This window comes from Ruegeria sp. O4, assembly GCF_056535125.1.
Genome location: NZ_JBQERO010000001.1, coordinates 96,064 through 112,606 on the forward strand (window position 1 = coordinate 96,064; position 16,543 = coordinate 112,606).

The following is a 16,543-nucleotide window of genomic DNA, read 5'->3' on the forward strand; positions in this document are numbered from 1 at the left end:
GTGCGATCCGGAGTTTGGCGAGTCACATCTTGCGTGATCCTTGCGGCTTCACGTCAGAATGTCCTCTGTTTCAATGCGTTTCAGGTGCAGACCGGTGCGGGCAGCAGTCTGAGTGGCCTGCCAGCTGACCGGGGGCAGGGCGCGGGCGCGGCGGCGGGTCAGGGTCCAGTGTCTGGTATCTCCCTGATGGGCGGCGGCCATGTGCCAGCGTGTCTCAACCCCTTGTGCGCCGCCATCACCGGGCGTCAGCAGCAAGCCAAGCGGGGCTTGGCCCATCGTACCGCCTTGTTCTGCGGCCAGATGCATCCGCCGCACCGGCGTCAGCCCCGGCGCGCCGGGCAGGTCGCCTATGATCAGCGGGATGGCCCCGCTGCGCAGCGCCTCTTCAATACACCATAGCAGATCTTCGGCGCGGGTGGGGTGGACGAACAGAAAACGCGCCGGATCAGCAAAAGCCATAATTCCGTCGGGGTTCAGTTGGGCGGGCTCCCACGCGGGGGAAATCCACAGCACGGGACCCTGTGTCTGACCAGCCAGCCAGATGGCAAAGCTGCGCCGGGCGGGGCCGCAAGATTCATGCACGCGACCCGGTTGCAGGGTGATCTGCGAATGGAGATTTATCCCCGGGATCTGACGTGCAGGTTTGGGACCAAGAAGCTGAGCAGACATGCCCGCAAGCTATCATGTTCCACTTTTGTTCTCAAGAGGTGAGGAGCATCAACGGGACAGGATCAGCTTGCCATCCGCAAACTGAATGCTTGAAAAACGGTGCAGATATTCCATCCCCAAAAGCGATTTATCCAGCTCACCCTCGTTGACCCAGGCCGAAACGTTCTGATCCGTAATGGGTCCTATCGTCAGGGTCTCAAGCCGCACCGGCGCGGTACGCACCTCACCGTTTGCAGTCAAGGCGCGGCCGAAATAGTTCAGCTGATCGGGATCAATGCCTGCCCGTTTGGCATCCCGCGCGTTCAACACGATCTGGCTGGCACCGGTGTCGACAAGAAAGGTGATCAGCTCACCATTCACCAGAACCGGAAGGTAATAATGGCCATCATAAGCGCGGGGAACCTCAACCGAGTTACCGGTGACACTCATCTGCGGCGCGGGAGCGACCGAGGAACGAATATCCCCCCACAGACCGACCAGTGCAATGACCCCGACAAAAATGAACACCCATGCCATGACCTGCTGCAACGTCTTGCCAAGCGACTGCCGATTATGCGTGACAAACCACATCAGCAGCGCCGCCCCCAGCAGGGCCAGATAGATCAGGCGTCCAATATCGAAACTGTCCATGCGGTTCCCGGAAATCCCCTTAACCTTGTTAATATGGGGGCTTAAGATGCGAATCCAAAGGCCTTGAGGCCATCAAGAATAAACTGAACAGACAATGCAGCCAGCAGCATCCCAAGAAGCCGGGTCAACACGTTCAGCCCGGTTTTCCCCAAAAGCCGTGCCACGGCCCCTGATGAAAGATACATCACAAAAACCATTGCCAGAACGACCAGCATAACGCCGATGACAACCGCCAGACCCTGAATGCCGGGATGTTGACCGGCCAGCAGGATCATGGTGGCAATCGCACCGGGTCCTGCAATCAGTGGGATGCCCAGCGGAAACACCGACGGGTCCGGATGTTCTTCTTCTTCGGCACTGTTTTCACGACGTTTGGTCCGGCGTTCAAACAGCATGTCGAGCGCGGTCAGAAACAGAAGAACACCTCCCGCAACGCGAAACGCCTCCATCGAGATGCCGACAAAACCCAGCAACGCTTCGCCAAAGGCCGCGAACATGGCCAGAATGCCGCCTGCCGTCAGGCATGCGCGTATCGCGACAGAGCGGCGCGTGTGCCAATCCATGTTCTGGGTCAGGGCCACAAAAATCGGCGTTTGCGCCGGTGGATCAAGAACCACGAAAAGCGTTGTGAACGCAGTGATCAGAAATGCGGTGTCAATCACTCTTTGCTACTCTGTTGCAGATGTTTCAAAATTTTTAGGGCGTCTTCGGCCCGTCCGGAGGGAACATAAACATGATCGTGGTGATAGCCCGCAACCATGTTCGCCGGAATTCCGGCCTGTGCCAACACCCCTGAGACCGCAGCGGTCAGACCCACGCCTTCGAGCGAGGAGTGCACTTGAAGCGTGATACAACGCATAGCAACCGCCTCTTTTGGTGCGCAATGGAACGGAACGATTAAAGACAGACCTTCGGCCTCGACATAACTGGCGCGTGTCCCGTCGGGCCAGTCCATATCTTCGGGCCAGACCACAAATGCGAATTCGTCGGGTTGAATTTCGGGGTGCATTCCCGCGATCATCGCTTTGGTTTCAACAACGGGATCGCTCATACCGTTTCTGCCTGTTCCAGTCGCTCGGCAGCGGCGATCCAAAGCGCTTCTGCTTTTTGCATGGCCTCGACCACCTCGGCGAATTTGCGGTTCCAGGTTTCCAGATCGTTGATCTTGTCGTCCTCGTATAAAGCCGGGTCGGCCAGTTTTGCCGCGAGCTTGTCGTGCATCTCTGTCAGTTTCTGGACCCGGTCCTCGCATTTGCGCAGGTCCGCCCGCAGTGCCAGCATGGTATCGCGCGAGGTACGTTTGGGCTTCTCTGTTTGCGGCTTTTCTTTCACCGGCTTGTCACGCGCCAGCAAAAGGGCCCGGTAGGATTCAAGGTCACCGTCATAAGATTTGACCGTACCGTCCGAGACCAGCCACAACCGATCGGCAACAAGCGACAGAAGGTGCATGTCGTGGCTGACCAGCACGACAGCGCCGGAATAGGCGGTCAGTGCTTCGACCAGCGCCTCACGGCTTTCGATATCCAGATGGTTCGTCGGTTCATCGAGGATCAGCATATGCGGTGCGTCGATGGTGGCCAGCAGCAGCGACAGGCGTGCTTTTTGCCCACCCGACAGGCGGCCAACCTCGGTTTCCGCCTGTGCTGCGTTCAGGCCGAACCCCGCCAAACGCGAGCGCCACTTGCCCGGCGCCTCGTCCGGGCGCAGGCGGCGCAGGTGGTCCAGTGGCGTTTCGTTCACATAAAGCTCGTCCACCTGATGCTGAGCGAAATACCCGATGCGCAGCTTGTTGCTGCGGGTCATCTTGCCTGCCATCAGGGGCAGGCGGTCTGACAGCAGTTTGGACAGGGTCGATTTACCCTGACCGTTCTTGCCCAGCAGCGCGATGCGGTCATCCTGATCGATGCGCAGGTTCAGGCGGCGCAGTACTTCGGTTTCGCCATAACCCGTCACACCGCCTTCAATCTGGATGATCGGTGGCGACAGTTCCTCGGGCTCGGGGAAGGAAAACGCACGCAGCGCGGCCTCTTGCGGGGTTGAGACCAACTGGATGCGTTCAATCATCTTCAGGCGCGATTGGGCCTGTACGGCTTTTGACGCCTTGTAGCGGAAGCGATCCACAAAGCTTTGCAGGTGTGCGATGCGGGCCTTGGCCTTTGCATTCTCGGATTCCGCCTGCGCTAGACGTTCCGCCCGCCGTTCGGCGAATTTGTCATAAGGCACGGCGTAATAGGTGAGTTTGCGATCCTCCAGATGCAGGATCGACCCTACGGCGCGGTTCAGCAAGCCCCGGTCATGGCTGATGATTATGACCGTGTGCGGATATTTCGCCAGATAGCTTTCCAGCCACAGCGCGCCTTCGAGGTCCAGATAGTTGGTCGGTTCGTCCAACAGCAACAAATCCGGCTGCGAGAACAAAACCGCCGCCAAGGCCACTCGCATCCGCCAACCGCCCGAGAAATCCGAGCAGGGGCGCAACTGGTCTGCGTCGTCAAACCCCAACCCCTTGAGGATCGAGGCCGCGCGGGCCTCGGCCGACCAGGCGTCGATATCGGCCAGCCGCGTCTGGATTTCGGCAATTCGCGTGGGATCTGTTGCGTTGCCAGCCTCGGCCATCAGGGCGCTGCGTTCGGTATCAGCGGCCAGAACAGTGTCGATCAGCGAAACGTTGGACGAGGGGACCTCTTGCGCGACCCCGCCAATGCGGGCGCGCTTGGGGACCGAAATATTGCCCGATTCCAGCGCCAGTTCCCCGCGGATCAGGCGAAAAAGCGTGGTCTTTCCCGTGCCATTCCGGCCCACAAGGCCAACCTTGTGACCGTCTGGTATGGTTGCGCTGGCGCCATCAAACAATGGGCGGCCTTCAACGGCATAGGTGATGTCTTCGATCCGTAACATGGAGCGCTCTTAGCAGAGGTGTGATGCCGCCGCCAGCGGCTTGGCATTTTCAAGTGTCAAGCAATGTGTTAGCGCTGTCTCGTTTGCTTTTTGAAACGGGTTTCCACATGCGCGCGGCCCGGACGCCTCCATCCCTGATCACGTTGATCTTTGCTACGGCGCTGTCTGTACTGACGCTCAACATGTTCCTGCCGTCGCTGGCACATATGAGTGAAGATTTCGCTGTGGATTACGGTCTGATGAACCTGTCGGTCGCGGGGTATCTGGCGGTTTCGGCAGTATTGCAACTGATTATGGGCCCTTTATCGGATCGCTTTGGTCGCAGACCTATCCTTTTGATTTGTATATCAATATTTGTCCTTGCGTCGATCGGATGCACATTGGCTGAATCGATCTGGGTTTTTCTTGGCTTCCGTCTGCTTCAGGCTGCTGTTGTCGCGGGCTCGGTCCTGTCCAGCGCGTCGATCAGAGACCGTTACGCACCGAATGAGGCGGCAAGCAAACTCGGTTACGTCGCGATGGCCATGGCTTTGGCCCCGATGCTTGGGCCGATGTTGGGTGGGGCGCTGGATATGCTTTTCGGTTGGCGCTCGGGGTTTGTCCTGTACTCGTTGCTTGGGGCAGGGTTGCTGGTGCTGCTTTGGTTCGACATGGGCGAGACCAACACCAACCGCTCGTCCACATTTGGTGCCCAACTGCGCGAGTATCCCCATCTGTTCCGTGCCCGCAGGTTCTGGGGCTATGCCTTATGCGCAGCGTTTTCGATTGGAGGGTTCTACAGCTTTATCACCGGTGCGCCGCTGGTTGCTGCAGCGTGGTTCGACCTGAGCCCTGCAATGCTGGGGCTGGGGATTGGCATCATCACCGGCGGGTTCATGGTTGGCAATTTTGTCACCGGTCAGATTGCGGCCCGGACGCGCCTGACGACAATGATCTTGTCAGGGCGGATCGTGGCCTCGACCGGGCCGTTTTGTGGATTGATGCTGTTTCTCGCTGATCTGGGATCGGTCTGGGTCTTCTTCGGCTCGGCAATCTGTGTCGGCTTTGGCAACGGTTTGACCAATGCCAATGCCGCGGCTGGCGTCATGTCAGTACGCCCCGGACTGGCAGGAAGCGCGGCAGGGCTGTCGGGGGCAATGATCGTGGCTTTGGGCGCTGTTCTGACCTCAATGACCGGCGCGTTCGTTAGCCCCGAAAATGGGCCGTATCTGGTACTGGGCATGATGTGGGCGTGTAGCTTTGCTGGCTTACTGGCGGTGCTTTACGTCCGTCGACTGGACCGCGTCGACCCTTTGCCAGACACAATCTGAACTGCAAAGCCACGGGCAAGGCATCATTACACTTTTCATAGGCCAAAGACCATGATACCCGGCGCGCGATGGATTTCGGCGCGGGTCCCGCGTCACATTATAAGGAGAGGCCGACATGGCACTGGAACGCACATTCTCGATCATCAAACCCGATGCAACCCGCCGCAACCTGACCGGCAAAATCAACGCCAAGTTCGAAGAAGCTGGCCTGCGCATTGTGGCGCAAAAGCGCATTCACATGACCAAAGCTCAGGCTGGCAAGTTCTATGACGTTCATGCCGAACGTCCGTTCTATGACGAACTGTGCGAATTCATGTCGTCGGCTCCGGTTGTTGTTCAGGTTCTGGAAGGCGAAGGCGCCATTGCAAAGAACCGTGAAGTCATGGGCGCAACCAACCCTGCAGACGCAGCACCCGGCACCATCCGCGCCGAGTTCGCGGAATCGGTCGGTGAAAACTCGGTCCACGGTTCGGACGCTCCGGAAACCGCAGCGGTTGAAATCGCATATTTCTTCTCGGGCATTGAGCTGGTCGGCTAAGCCACAGCCATTGCTGACAGATTGGGGCCGCATCCTTGGTTGGGTGCGGCCTTGTTCGTTCAGACCTGCTTTAGGTCCTTTTGTGCAACACGAACTCCGATAGCGTCCAGATCTGCAATCATCTGGTTTTCGGGGGCAGCCGCGTTACCGGCTTTGATTGCGTCGAACCTTTCGCGCAGGGCTTTTTTCTCGTCGCCCTTGCAGTCGTTCCACGGCCGGCCCTGCAATCCCATCACCAGAACGTAATATCCGATGAAATGCGCCCTGGTGCCGGCGCGCAACAGGCGAGCATAGGCTTCGTCCGGCCCCAGTTCACGCAGCGCCTCGGCCGAATGAATACCAGCACGGGCGCAGGCCTGTTCAAAGGCGGGGCCAAGGTTTCGGATTGAAGATACTGGTTCGCTCATAGCGGTGTCTTACTTCGGCGCCCGGGGCCTGTCACCCCGTGAATACACTCGGTCGCAGTCATAATGCCTTGATGTCCTTTCGGGTTCCGCCGAGACTGAACAAGAAAACCCAGAATGGCGTTGGGGCAGCCCACCAAACAAAGGGGCGGGCGCGCAAATGACCGTTGAGAAACCTGTAAAGGGGTTTCTGAGTTTGAACTGGAAAGGCCTATCATGACCAGATCGTCAGGCGATCAGTTCATTTTCCCAGCGAAGTTTGACGAAACGGCACTGGCACATGCCATTGCCGGGTTTTCCCCAAAAGCTTCACCCGATAGTTCCGTCGCAGCTTTCGCATTGCTCGATTGTCACGATCAGTCATTGCGCGCCTCCGGTCGTGCTTTGATCCATACTGGCGGGATGTTGCACCTGCTGCGGAAGGATCATGGCCCTTTGTCTCAGCAATACTCGGGGTATCTGCGGTTTGCGCGGGACTTGCCAGAAGGGCCGGTTCAGAAGGCGCTGAACGACTTTCCTGAACTGCGGGCGCTGACGCAGATCGGTGTTGGGGAGATCAAGGTTCAGACCTTTGCCGTACTAGATGATCTGCAAAAGACAAAAGTCAGGGGAACTTTAACGTACATGTCGACGCCATCAGGGCAGGCGACTATTGTACGAATTCAGAAGTTGCGCGGGTACAAGAAGGCTTATCAGTCGGTCTGTTCCTCTATCGCCAGCATTACGGGCGGTGTTCATGATATTGAAACGCTCTATTCCAGCCTGGTTCCAGACATGGTTCCCTATCAGGCCAAGCCTGAATTGAAGATTGGTCAAGCAGAACCTTCCTGCGAAGTCGCTGCAAAAATCATTCAAACATATCTGCGGGTTGCGCGGCAAAACGAAGAGGGCGTGATCGCTGATATCGACACTGAGTTTTTGCACGATTACCGGGTATCGTTGCGCAAGATCAGGTCAGTGATCAGCCTGTTCAAGAGTGTGTTGTCCGTAGCCCAGACGGCCGAGCTGAAGCGGGTCTTTTCCGACCTCATGACCCGTACTGGACCTCTGCGTGATTTGGATGTCTACCTTCTGGAAAAAGACAAGTATTTCAATCTTATCCCGCCGAACCTTCACTCAGGACTGTCCGAGATGTTTGATCAGTTTCAAACGGATCGTACACAAGAGCAACTGCGCCTGTCACGCTGGTTGCGCAGCGCCGACTACACGACGTCCATGACCGACCTGACCGCAATGTTCGCAGGTTCAGATCACTTGGACCTTGGGCCAAACGCGCATCTCGGTGCGTATGACTATGCCTGCGCGCTGATCTGGAAGCGCTATCGCAAGGTGTGCAAACTGGCGCGCGGCATAAGCGACGATAAACCAGACAGGACGGTGCATGACCTTCGTATCGAATGCAAAAAACTAAGATATCTGATGGAATTGTTTGCCCCATTATTCGATTGGAATGGTTTGAAAATGATCCTTAAGCCATTGAAAAAACTTCAGGATAGTCTTGGTTTGTTCAACGACTATTCTGTTCAGCAAGATGCGTTGATGACCTTTGTTGCGTCTCGCGCCGATACGCAAGGCCGCGTGGACGCGCAGATCGGTTTGTCCGTGGGCGGCCTAATCGCTGTGCTTGATCAACACCAAAAGACGGAAAGAAAGCGCGTTGTCGCAAGTTTCCATCAGTTTGACGGGCAAGAAATCCGGCACATGTTCCGCAGTCTGTTTCACCACAAAAAGGAGTAAGGAATGAAAATCATTGCCTTTTACTGCAATAAGGGCGGTGTTGGACAAACCGAGACTTCCGTGAACCTTGCCTATGTCTGTGTGCAAACCGGTCGGCAGGTTTTGCTGTGCAATCGCGATTCTGGGGGTGCGTCTGGGGTCTGTTTTCGAGCCGCCGATGAGATCGTTGTTCCCGTCAGTCGCACAACCTTGACCGAGCGGTTATTTGGTCAACCGGTTAGCATTTTCGACAAACACAATATGCATCAGATAAGCTGCGGGCGTTCTTTTCAATGGCGCAGCATCGGGCCTTTGCCAGTACTTACGCAGATCGCGGCGCGGCTGGTACGGCATATCGGGTGCTGTTTGATAAGCTGGAAGAAAGAGTGGGGGCGCTCCGATGAGCACAGAAATAGAGCGCAAGTTTCTGGTGGCAAATTTACCGGACTTGAGCCGTGCAGAAAAAGCAGTGGTGCGTCAGGGGTACCTCACCGCGCCGGAGGACTCGACCGAATTGCGTCTGCGGCAAAAGAACGATGTGTTTTTCCTGACCTTAAAAGGAGGCGGTGATCTTGTACGTGTTGAGCGTGAGACAGAGATAACCCGGGACCAGTTTGAAACCTTCTGGCCGGAAACTCGAGGACGCCGGGTCGAGAAGGTACGTTACACGGATCAAATGCCGGACGGCCACCAGTTCGAGCTGGATGTTTTCTCAGGCGGCCTGGAACCCCTGTGTTTGGTTGAAGTTGAATTCCATACCAGTGAAGCCGCAAATGCCTATGTCCCACCGGATTGGTTCGGTGCGGAAGTCACAGGCGATAAACGGTATAAAAACACGATATTGGCGGTAAACGGACTGCCGGATTAACTCTGAATTGCCAGATTGATCGTGGTTTCCAGACCCGGGTCGCAGTTTCGGGCTGCGAATGTTCCGCCATGCATATGGGAAATCGCGGCAACCAGTGCGAGCCCCAATCCCGCGTTGCGTTCCGTCCGCGCCGGATCAAGCGTGACGAAGGGAAGCTGAAGGCGATCCAACTCTCCGGGCGGAACACCCGGACCACGGTCCCGAACCCGCAATTGGGCAAATCCGCCTTGGGTACCGATTGAGATCGTGATTGCGGTATCTGCCGGTGCATAGCGCATAGCGTTTTCCAGCAGATTGGAAAGAGCCTGCGAGAGGAGGGGCCGGTGCCCCTGAATGGCTGGGGCAGAGCCCGTAACCTCAAGACGGATGTCCTGATCCGCGGCCACCGGATCGTAAAGCTCTACGACATCGCCAACCAGTTGCTGCAAGTCAATGTCTTCGAATTGCTCGCGACCCAGACCAGCCTCGGCCCGCGAAATTTCGGTAAGCTGCCCCAAGACCCGCAAAACATGGTCGATTTCTCCCGTTGCCCGCGCAATGTCGATTTCGCGGTCCAGATCGCTTTTGCCGGGCTCGGAAAGGGATTCGACCCGTTGACGAAGGCGGGACAAAGGAGAGCGCAAATCATGTGCGATAGAGTTTGAGGTGGTGCGCAGATTACTGACCAGCTCTTCGATCCTGTCGAGCATGTTGTTCAGCGTTCCAGAGACCTGATCGAACTCGTCCCCGGTTCCGCGCAGGGGCATCCTTTTGGAAAGATCGCCGGAAACGATGTTTTCGGCTGTGCTTGCAATGTCCGACAGGCGTGAAAACACCAGGCGTGTGAACAGCCAGCCGGTGATCACGCTCAGAACAAATGCTATCCCTAGCGCCAGTGCCAGAGATCGGAACAATACACGGTCGAATTGTTGACGGGCCGCCGCATCCCGTCCCACCAGAAGGCGTTCGCCACCGGGCAGGCGGATCGATGCCGCCGAGATAGGCACCAGTTGGTCATTGTCAGCCCTGCGCAGCTCAAGGTCGACCCAACCGCTTCCGGCGGTCACATTGACCGGCCATGTTTTCAGGTTACCCACAAGCTTGACGCCTTGCCGATCCGCCAGAAGATACAGCGCGTCTCGGTCGGGCGCGCTTGGAAGACGGCGTTCGATCGCTGTGATCAGCCCGATCAGCCCGCGCCGTTCATATTCATCTGCAAGCCCGGTCAGTTCGGCGGACACGACTGATCGGGTCTCGGATTCGATGCTTCTGTTGGCCGTCACATAGACCAGTGCCAGCACGGACGCGGTCAGGAACGTGCTTAGCACCATGCTGGTGGCGACAAGTCTTGTTCGTGAATTATTAAGGGAAAGCCGAAGGTTATCCATCGGACATCATGTAACCTGCTCCGCGAACAGTTTCAATCAAAGGTGTGTCTCCGCCTTCATCCAACTGGCGGCGCAGCTTTGAGATGTGAACATCCACAACGTTGGTGTTCGGGTCGAAATGATAATCCCAGACGCCCTCAAGCAGCATGGTACGCGACACGACACGGTTCTTGCGGCGCAGAAAGAATTCAAGGATCTGGAATTCACGGGGCGTCAGCGTGATCTCATGGCCGTCCCGCGTAACCTTGCGGGTCAGAAGATCCATTTCAAGATCCTTGCAGGTCAGAGTCGGCGTTTCCTCGGATTCCTGCGGACGTCGCAACAGGGCTTCGATCCGTGCATGAAGTTCCTGAAACGAGAAGGGCTTGACCAGATAATCGTCGGCGCCTGATCGCAATCCTTTGACGCGCTCGTCCACTGCACTCATGGCCGTCAACATCAAGACCGGTGTTTTCAGCCCTGCTGCACGCAGGGATTTGATCAGGGACAGCCCGTCCAGACCGGGAAGCATCCTGTCCAGCACAATGGCGTCAAACCCGCCATCCGTTGCGTGGTACAATCCCTCGCGGCCATCAGCAGCCGTTTCGACAACATAGCCTTCTTCGCCAAACCCTTTGGCAATGAAATCCCTGGTGTCAGCGTCATCTTCGACGATCAACAGACGGCGGCTCATGATCTGGCTCCTTTTCCCTTGGGATTTAAACACATTATCCAAACAAAGCCCATGGAATGCAGAATATCTTGCCGGGTGCTGGGCACGCACCCGGCAAGCCCGACGGACAGCGGACAACTCAGGTCCGCCGGGTGAGGCGCGCGCCGGATCTCCCCATCAAGCGACGCGCGCATAGTGTTGGTCAGACCAATTCGACGGCAACGAAGATCTGGCTGCCGGCCCGATTGATCAATACCAGTGCCGGGTCCGTCTTTTCGCTGTCCAGTGCCGCCTTCAGCGCTTCGGGTGTGAACGTGTCTTGGTTGCCCAGTTTGACGATCACGTCACCACGTTGCAGACCCGCCCGAGCCGCAGGGCTGTCCGGTTGCAGGTCTGTGACGACCACACCTTCGACGGCTTTAGCGATACCTGCCTCGGCCCGCACCGTTTCGGTCAGGGGGGCCACGGTGACACCAAGCGACGTGCCTGCCGCCTCGGATTCGACAGGGGTGTCGGACTGGGCCGCCGCTACCTGATGCTGGCCAACGGTCAAAGTGACCGTTTCCTGTTTGCCATCGCGCAGAATGGTCAAATTACTGGCGGTGCCGACCTTGGTTGTGCCCACCAGAATGGGCAGGTCACCACTGGAGTCTACGGCTTCGCCGTTGAAGGACAGGATAACATCGCCTTGTTCCAGAACTCCGTCTGCGGGGCTGTCGGCGACAACATCTGCCACCAGTGCACCCGAGGAGGCATCAATTCCCAGCGCCGCAGCAAGCTGCGGGCTGATATTCTGGATCGAAACACCCAGCCAACCACGGCTGACCTGCCCATCATCCTGCAGATCGGCTGCAATATGTTCAACGATGTTCGAGGTTACGGCAAATCCCAGCCCGACAGATCCGCCACTGGGGGAATATATGGCCGAGTTTACACCAATCACTTCGCCGGCCATGTTGAAAAGCGGGCCACCAGAGTTGCCCTTGTTGATGGCGGCGTCCGTTTGAATGAACTCGGCATAAGGCCCGTCCGAGATATTGCGACCTTTCGCCGATACAATGCCGGTAGTGACCGTCGAGCTCAAACCAAACGGGTTGCCGATCGCTACGACATCTTCGCCTACGCGGATTGCATCGCTGTCACCCAGTTCGACAGCTTGCAGGCCCGGGCCTGCATCAATCTTCAACACTGCGATGTCTGTCAGCGGGTCGGTGCCAACCACCTCGGCCTCAAATGTCCGGTCATCACTTAGGCGAACGGTTACAGTCGCGGCATTGTCCACCACATGGTGATTGGTGACGATATAACCGGCTTCATCCAGTACAAACCCTGACCCGAGCCCTTGTGCCGGCCCGCGTTGAGGCATGTTGAACCCTTCAGGCCCACCAAAGCGCTTGAAGAATTCCCCAAACGGATGACCGTCGAAATCAAAATTCTGCCCCTGTGCGGGGCTTGAGGCGGCCTTTTGTTCGGCAATGATGGTTACAACCGAAGGGGAAACGGATTCGACAAGATCGGCAAGCGCCTCATCCGCCATCGAAGGTAAAGCGGTTGTGGCCAGCATGGCTGCGCCCAATGCGCTGACCCCCATCCAGTTGGATGTGCGGGGAAGTAAAAGCGAAGATTTTCGGATGCTCATTTCTGTCTCCTGGTTTGATCACGCAATTTCCGTTGCGCGTTGAGACATGAGATGCACTGGCAGGATTGGGGTTTCCTGACTGATCAATTAATAAATCTTAATTTTGCCACAAAGCGGGTGTTTTGTGGCGAAGGACGTTGATCAGGATTCGCTGATTTAACCGGGTAGGTCGAAGGCGAATCGGAGGATTGTTGCCAAAACAGACGTCAAACTTTCAAAAAAGTTGAATTTTCATTGTTTTGTTGACAATGCTTTCACTGAACAGTGGGGAAAAATGCTGCTCTTCCAATGGTTGTGGGCGAGTCCGGGAGTCATCGGACTTGACGCTGTAACTTTGCTGACAGGCAGCTGAATGGGTGCATAAGTTTGCGCTTAATCCCGAATCGTTGATATGCGCACCGGACTTGGATCGCCTATAGGTTGAGCAAGCCCTGGGCTATGTTGCCTAAAAGCCAAATCGAGGTGCGCGAAATTAACCTATTCTTCCAATTTTACGTTGTTTCTAAGGATCGGATAAGTGAGGATGAAATTGCCCAAGTGAGGGGAAGCCAAAAGCGCTAGGGGGCGCTGGCGGCTAACTCAGTTACCGGAAGTTTTAGCGGCGTGTTAACGAGGGGGTCTTGTTTAGGTTTAGCTGCTAGGGAACCAGAGTGTCTTTAAGACCTATTGGTCAAACTTTTGGAATTGTGGAAAGTGGTAGTCTTGTATTGGGCACCGGCCCGGTCGATATCGACCGGGCCGTGTTTATTCAAGAAGTGCGCTTCTTACACCAAGCATCCCAATCTTCCGGCGTATCCAAATCCAAAACCGCGTTTTGACCGGGAAGTGGTTGCAGGAATACGCCACCCTGTTGTGACCGAACCACCGTCTGCGCGCCGTGATCGCCGTGCAATACCAAGAGCTGACTGAAAAGCGTCCGATCGAAGATCACCGGGTGCCCGGGCTTTCCATCTGCGGTTGTTCCGCGCCAGATTACATTGTCGGGATGTAATTGACGTGCATTCAAGATCGTTCTCAGATCAGCCTGGGTCAGGTCAGGTAAGTCGGCCAGCAAAACCATGACTGCGGGTGCGTCTACAGGAAGGTATTCTATGGCGGTGCGCAAACTGGCGTTCATTCCCTCTGCCGCGTCCGGAACCGGAACGGTCTGAACATCCAGTCCCGCAAGTGCGTCAAATCTTGGGTGTGGACGCGGTGGCAGGGCGACAAGGACAGGCGCCACACCACGCGCAAGGGTCGCCGTACGGGTCAGCAGTGGAATGCCGTCGATTTGCTGCAAAAGCTTGTCCAACCCGCCCATACGACTGGATTGACCGGCGGCAAGCAGGATGATTGGGATTTCGGTCATTGTGCCTCACTGCCGTCAGTCATGTGTGCTGTCATCCCCTCATGCGTGTGCCATCTGAGTCAAACAAAGGTGTCGAGATAACCTTCGCTTTGCGCATCTGCCCCAGAATCTCGATTTCAACCTCCAGACCATCTTCTATGCGCCCGGACGGAAGAAAGCCCATGGCGACGGATTTTTGCGCAAAATGAGAGTAGCCGCCCGAGGTACAGAACCCGACAACCGAACCATCCAGCCAGATCGGTTCATAGGCGTTGACGTCTGCATCGTATGTTTCAACTTCGAAGGCTGCCAGCTGGCGGGTGGTTCCGTTGGCCCGTTCTGCTTCCGCTGTATCGCGGCCGATGAAACGGGTGCTTTTGTTGAAAGCAATGAACCGGTCCAACCCCGTTTCTGCGGCGGTGTAATCTGGCGAATATTCCCGCATCCATGAGCCAAAGAACTTGTCTAGCCGCAGGCTCATCATTGCGCGCATTCCGAACGGAACAATGCCGTGGGGTTGTCCGGCCTCCCACAGCGTCCACCAAAGCTGACGCTGCGCTAAGGGGTCGCAATAGATTTCGTAACCAAGATCACCCGTATAGCTGACACGCTGAACGATACAGTCGGTCATGCCGACAGTCATCCGGCGCACGTTCAGGAAGTTGAAATCGGCCAAGTCGTCTCGGGTGCAGGCTGCCAGAACCTGCGTTGCCCTCGGGCCGGCAATCTGGAAGCCGTTCAACCGGTCGCTGACGTTTTCAATCCTCACGCCGTCCTGAGCGTTTTGCTGGAACCACCGCATGTGGAAGGCCTGACTGCCATAAGGCGCCGTAAGCTGGAAGTCGGTGTCAGTCAGGCAGGAAACGGTGAAATCACCGATTAGCTTGCCCTTGTGCGACAGCATCGGGGTCAAAGACAGCCGACCGGGTTTCGGAATGCGGCCAGCCATGATCCGGTCCAGCCAGTTCCGAGCATCGGGTCCGGTGATGCGGTATTTGCCGAAATTGTGGACTTCGTTGATACCCACAGCTTCACGCACCGCCCGCACTTCGCGCCTTGTCGCCGTGAACGCGTTCGAGCGGCGGAAGGATGGCGTTTCAAACCCCGGCTCATCTTCCTGAGCAAAATAGTTTGGGACCTCAAGGCCGTATTGCTGCCCCCAGACCGCGCCCAGCTCGCTGAAGATGTCATACATTGGTGTTGTGCGGTTGGCGCGCGCGGCAGGCAGTTCTTCGTTCGGATAGGCGACGCTGAAGCGTTTCTGATAATTCTCGATGACTTTGGGGCGGGTGTAACCTGGGCTGATCCAGTCTCCGAAGCGGGCAACATCCATGGCAAACACATCGCGCTCGGGCTCGCCTTCGATCATCCACTGCGCCAGCGTCAGGCCAACGCCGCCACCCTGACTGAACCCGGCCATGACACCGCAGGCCGACCAGTAGTTGCGCATTCCGGGTACAGGGCCGACCAGCGGGTTGCCATCAGGGGCAAAGGTAAACGGCCCATGGATCACCGATTTTATCCCAGCCTCAGCCAGCACAGGAAAGCGGCGATACGCGAATTCGATACTGTCGGTGATCTTTTCATAGTCATCGGGCAGCAACTCGTGCCCGAAATCCCAAGGGGTGCCGTCTACTGCCCAGGGCTTGCAGGGCTGTTCGTAGAACCCGATGCACAGGCCACGCCCTTCCTGCCTTAAATAGCTTTCACCTGCCGGATCCATGACGTGCGGATGCTCGCCACCCGCATCGATAATTGCTTCGATCTGTGGGATCGCGTCGGTGACAAGATATTGATGCTCCATCGGGTGCAGGGGAAAATAGACACCGGCCATGGCGCCAACTTCACGTGCCCAAAGCCCGCCTGCATTAACAATGTGTTCGGCATGGATTGTGCCCTTGTCGGTGACGACATCCCAGCTTCCATCGGGGCGCTGGTTGGTTTCACGCACCATACAATGGGTTTCAATTGTGGCACCGCCCATTCGCGCGGCCTTGGCATAGGCATGGGTGGTGCCTGAGGGGTCCAAATGTCCATCCAGCGGATCGTAAAGAGCACCGATAATTCCGTCGATATTTGTAATGGGCGCGATCTTTTTGATTTCTTCCGGGCCGACGATTTCTGTCTCAAGCCCCATGAACCGATGCTTGGCGCGTTCCGCCAGCAGCATATCAAACCGGTCCTGATTGTCGGCAAGTGTCACACCGCCCACATGGTGCAGGCCGCAGGACATGCCGGTGATCTGTTCCAGTTCTTTATACAGCCTGATCGTGTATCCCTGTAGCGCCGCCATGTTGGTGTCGCCGTTGAGGGTGTGAAACCCGCCTGCCGCATGCCAGGTCGATCCGCTGGTCAGTTCGGACCGTTCCAGCAACATGACGTCCGACCACCCGAGCTTGGTCAGGTGATAAAGAACCGAACATCCGACAACGCCGCCACCGATGACGGCCACCTGGCATGTGTTTTTCATCTGCTCCTCCATCTCTGGTAGGACGGTGCAGATCAACGATAAAGCATTCTGTCAT

General features: G+C 56.8%; 15 protein-coding genes and 1 pseudogene. 5 read left to right on the forward strand and 11 right to left on the reverse strand.

All coding sequences use genetic code 11. The features are described 5' to 3' along the window. Positions 1-48 precede the first annotated feature (48 nt). From ACR0J7_RS00455 to ACR0J7_RS00475, 5 genes are read right to left on the reverse strand one after another with little or no spacing between them, the layout of a single operon-like run. Positions 49-669, reverse strand: a complete 621-nt coding sequence (locus tag ACR0J7_RS00455; RefSeq protein WP_480565084.1) for an ImuA family protein — start codon at positions 667-669, stop codon at positions 49-51. 48 nt (positions 670-717) lie between these two features. Further along, positions 718-1,299, reverse strand: a complete 582-nt coding sequence (locus tag ACR0J7_RS00460; protein WP_480912977.1) for a retropepsin-like aspartic protease family protein — start codon at positions 1,297-1,299, stop codon at positions 718-720. 41 nt (positions 1,300-1,340) lie between these two features. Continuing rightward, positions 1,341-1,961: a MarC family protein gene (locus ACR0J7_RS00465; RefSeq protein WP_209504138.1), complete on the reverse strand. Its 621-nt coding sequence runs from the start codon at positions 1,959-1,961 to the stop codon at positions 1,341-1,343. Then, positions 1,958-2,350: an ACT domain-containing protein gene (locus tag ACR0J7_RS00470; RefSeq protein WP_480565080.1), complete on the reverse strand. Its 393-nt coding sequence runs from the start codon at positions 2,348-2,350 to the stop codon at positions 1,958-1,960. The genes ACR0J7_RS00465 and ACR0J7_RS00470 overlap by 4 nt, the downstream gene beginning before the upstream one ends. Next, on the reverse strand, positions 2,347-4,197 hold the full coding sequence (locus ACR0J7_RS00475) for an ABC-F family ATP-binding cassette domain-containing protein (protein WP_480912979.1): 1,851 nt from the start codon (positions 4,195-4,197) through the stop codon (positions 2,347-2,349). Before ACR0J7_RS00475 ends, ACR0J7_RS00470 begins: the two co-directional genes overlap by 4 nt. Positions 4,198-4,304: 107 nt before the next feature. Here ACR0J7_RS00475 and ACR0J7_RS00480 point away from each other — a divergent pair, with 107 nt between their 5' ends. Together ACR0J7_RS00480 and ndk are read left to right on the forward strand one after the other, a co-directional pair. After that, the gene (locus ACR0J7_RS00480; protein WP_480898420.1) at positions 4,305-5,507 is read left to right on the forward strand and encodes a multidrug effflux MFS transporter; all 1,203 of its coding nucleotides are present in this window, start codon (positions 4,305-4,307) and stop codon (positions 5,505-5,507) included. Positions 5,508-5,622: 115 nt separating this feature from the next. After that, a complete protein-coding gene (gene ndk, locus ACR0J7_RS00485) occupies positions 5,623-6,045 on the forward strand; it encodes a nucleoside-diphosphate kinase (protein WP_008757405.1) in 423 nt (140 codons plus the stop codon). A 59-nt stretch (positions 6,046-6,104) separates the two neighbouring features. On the opposite strand, the gene ACR0J7_RS00490 is transcribed toward ndk, so the two are convergent. Then, positions 6,105-6,452, reverse strand: coding sequence for a TfoX/Sxy family protein (locus ACR0J7_RS00490; protein WP_267364152.1), 348 nt, complete (start codon positions 6,450-6,452; stop codon positions 6,105-6,107). A 213-nt stretch (positions 6,453-6,665) separates the two neighbouring features. On the opposite strand from ACR0J7_RS00490, the gene ACR0J7_RS00495 reads away from it, so the two are divergent. The 3 genes and pseudogenes from ACR0J7_RS00495 (at position 6,666) to ACR0J7_RS00505 (ending at position 9,033) form a co-directional block, all read left to right on the forward strand. Further along, positions 6,666-8,186 (forward strand): CHAD domain-containing protein, encoded by a 1,521-nt coding sequence (locus tag ACR0J7_RS00495; protein ID WP_480912981.1) that lies wholly within the window; start codon positions 6,666-6,668, stop codon positions 8,184-8,186. 3 nt (positions 8,187-8,189) lie between these two features. Next, positions 8,190-8,324, forward strand: a pseudogene (locus ACR0J7_RS00500) (AAA family ATPase); the annotation flags it as partial. A 241-nt stretch (positions 8,325-8,565) separates the two neighbouring features. Next, positions 8,566-9,033, forward strand: coding sequence for a CYTH domain-containing protein (locus ACR0J7_RS00505; RefSeq protein ID WP_480912983.1), 468 nt, complete (start codon positions 8,566-8,568; stop codon positions 9,031-9,033). On the opposite strand, the gene ACR0J7_RS00510 is transcribed toward ACR0J7_RS00505, so the two are convergent. The 5 genes from ACR0J7_RS00510 to ACR0J7_RS00530 form a co-directional block, all read right to left on the reverse strand. Further along, positions 9,030-10,400: a sensor histidine kinase gene (locus ACR0J7_RS00510; protein WP_480565059.1), complete on the reverse strand. Its 1,371-nt coding sequence runs from the start codon at positions 10,398-10,400 to the stop codon at positions 9,030-9,032. The two genes, ACR0J7_RS00505 and ACR0J7_RS00510, sit on opposite strands and share 4 nt — an antisense overlap. After that, entirely contained in the window at positions 10,393-11,073 is a 681-nt protein-coding gene (locus ACR0J7_RS00515; RefSeq protein ID WP_267366336.1) for a response regulator transcription factor, read from the reverse strand. Before ACR0J7_RS00515 ends, ACR0J7_RS00510 begins: the two co-directional genes overlap by 8 nt. A 181-nt stretch (positions 11,074-11,254) precedes the next feature. Next, positions 11,255-12,691, reverse strand: coding sequence for a DegQ family serine endoprotease (locus ACR0J7_RS00520; protein WP_480772614.1), 1,437 nt, complete (start codon positions 12,689-12,691; stop codon positions 11,255-11,257). 748 nt (positions 12,692-13,439) lie between these two features. Continuing rightward, on the reverse strand, positions 13,440-14,039 hold the full coding sequence (locus tag ACR0J7_RS00525) for a nucleotidyltransferase family protein (protein WP_480912985.1): 600 nt from the start codon (positions 14,037-14,039) through the stop codon (positions 13,440-13,442). A 31-nt stretch (positions 14,040-14,070) separates the two neighbouring features. Continuing rightward, a complete protein-coding gene (locus tag ACR0J7_RS00530; RefSeq protein WP_480912987.1) occupies positions 14,071-16,488 on the reverse strand; it encodes a GcvT family protein in 2,418 nt (805 codons plus the stop codon). Positions 16,489-16,543: the final 55 nt, after the last annotated feature.

What these genes read in the sequence shown, in the direction of transcription:
- ACR0J7_RS00515 (WP_267366336.1), bottom strand. Translation starts at nt 11,073, where the DNA reads ATGAGCCGCCGTCTGTTGATCGTCGAAGATGACGCTGACACCAGGGAT.
- ACR0J7_RS00460 (WP_480912977.1), bottom strand. Translation starts at nt 1,299, where the DNA reads ATGGACAGTTTCGATATTGGACGCCTGATCTATCTGGCCCTGCTGGGG.
- ACR0J7_RS00510 (WP_480565059.1), bottom strand. Translation starts at nt 10,400, where the DNA reads ATGGATAACCTTCGGCTTTCCCTTAATAATTCACGAACAAGACTTGTC.
- ndk (WP_008757405.1), top strand. Translation starts at nt 5,623, where the DNA reads ATGGCACTGGAACGCACATTCTCGATCATCAAACCCGATGCAACCCGC.
- ACR0J7_RS00530 (WP_480912987.1), bottom strand. Translation starts at nt 16,488, where the DNA reads ATGAAAAACACATGCCAGGTGGCCGTCATCGGTGGCGGCGTTGTCGGA.
- ACR0J7_RS00490 (WP_267364152.1), bottom strand. Translation starts at nt 6,452, where the DNA reads ATGAGCGAACCAGTATCTTCAATCCGAAACCTTGGCCCCGCCTTTGAA.
- ACR0J7_RS00520 (WP_480772614.1), bottom strand. Translation starts at nt 12,691, where the DNA reads ATGAGCATCCGAAAATCTTCGCTTTTACTTCCCCGCACATCCAACTGG.
- ACR0J7_RS00505 (WP_480912983.1), top strand. Translation starts at nt 8,566, where the DNA reads ATGAGCACAGAAATAGAGCGCAAGTTTCTGGTGGCAAATTTACCGGAC.
- ACR0J7_RS00455 (WP_480565084.1), bottom strand. Translation starts at nt 669, where the DNA reads ATGTCTGCTCAGCTTCTTGGTCCCAAACCTGCACGTCAGATCCCGGGG.
- ACR0J7_RS00480 (WP_480898420.1), top strand. Translation starts at nt 4,305, where the DNA reads ATGCGCGCGGCCCGGACGCCTCCATCCCTGATCACGTTGATCTTTGCT.
- ACR0J7_RS00475 (WP_480912979.1), bottom strand. Translation starts at nt 4,197, where the DNA reads ATGTTACGGATCGAAGACATCACCTATGCCGTTGAAGGCCGCCCATTG.
- ACR0J7_RS00495 (WP_480912981.1), top strand. Translation starts at nt 6,666, where the DNA reads ATGACCAGATCGTCAGGCGATCAGTTCATTTTCCCAGCGAAGTTTGAC.
- ACR0J7_RS00525 (WP_480912985.1), bottom strand. Translation starts at nt 14,039, where the DNA reads ATGACCGAAATCCCAATCATCCTGCTTGCCGCCGGTCAATCCAGTCGT.
- ACR0J7_RS00470 (WP_480565080.1), bottom strand. Translation starts at nt 2,350, where the DNA reads ATGAGCGATCCCGTTGTTGAAACCAAAGCGATGATCGCGGGAATGCAC.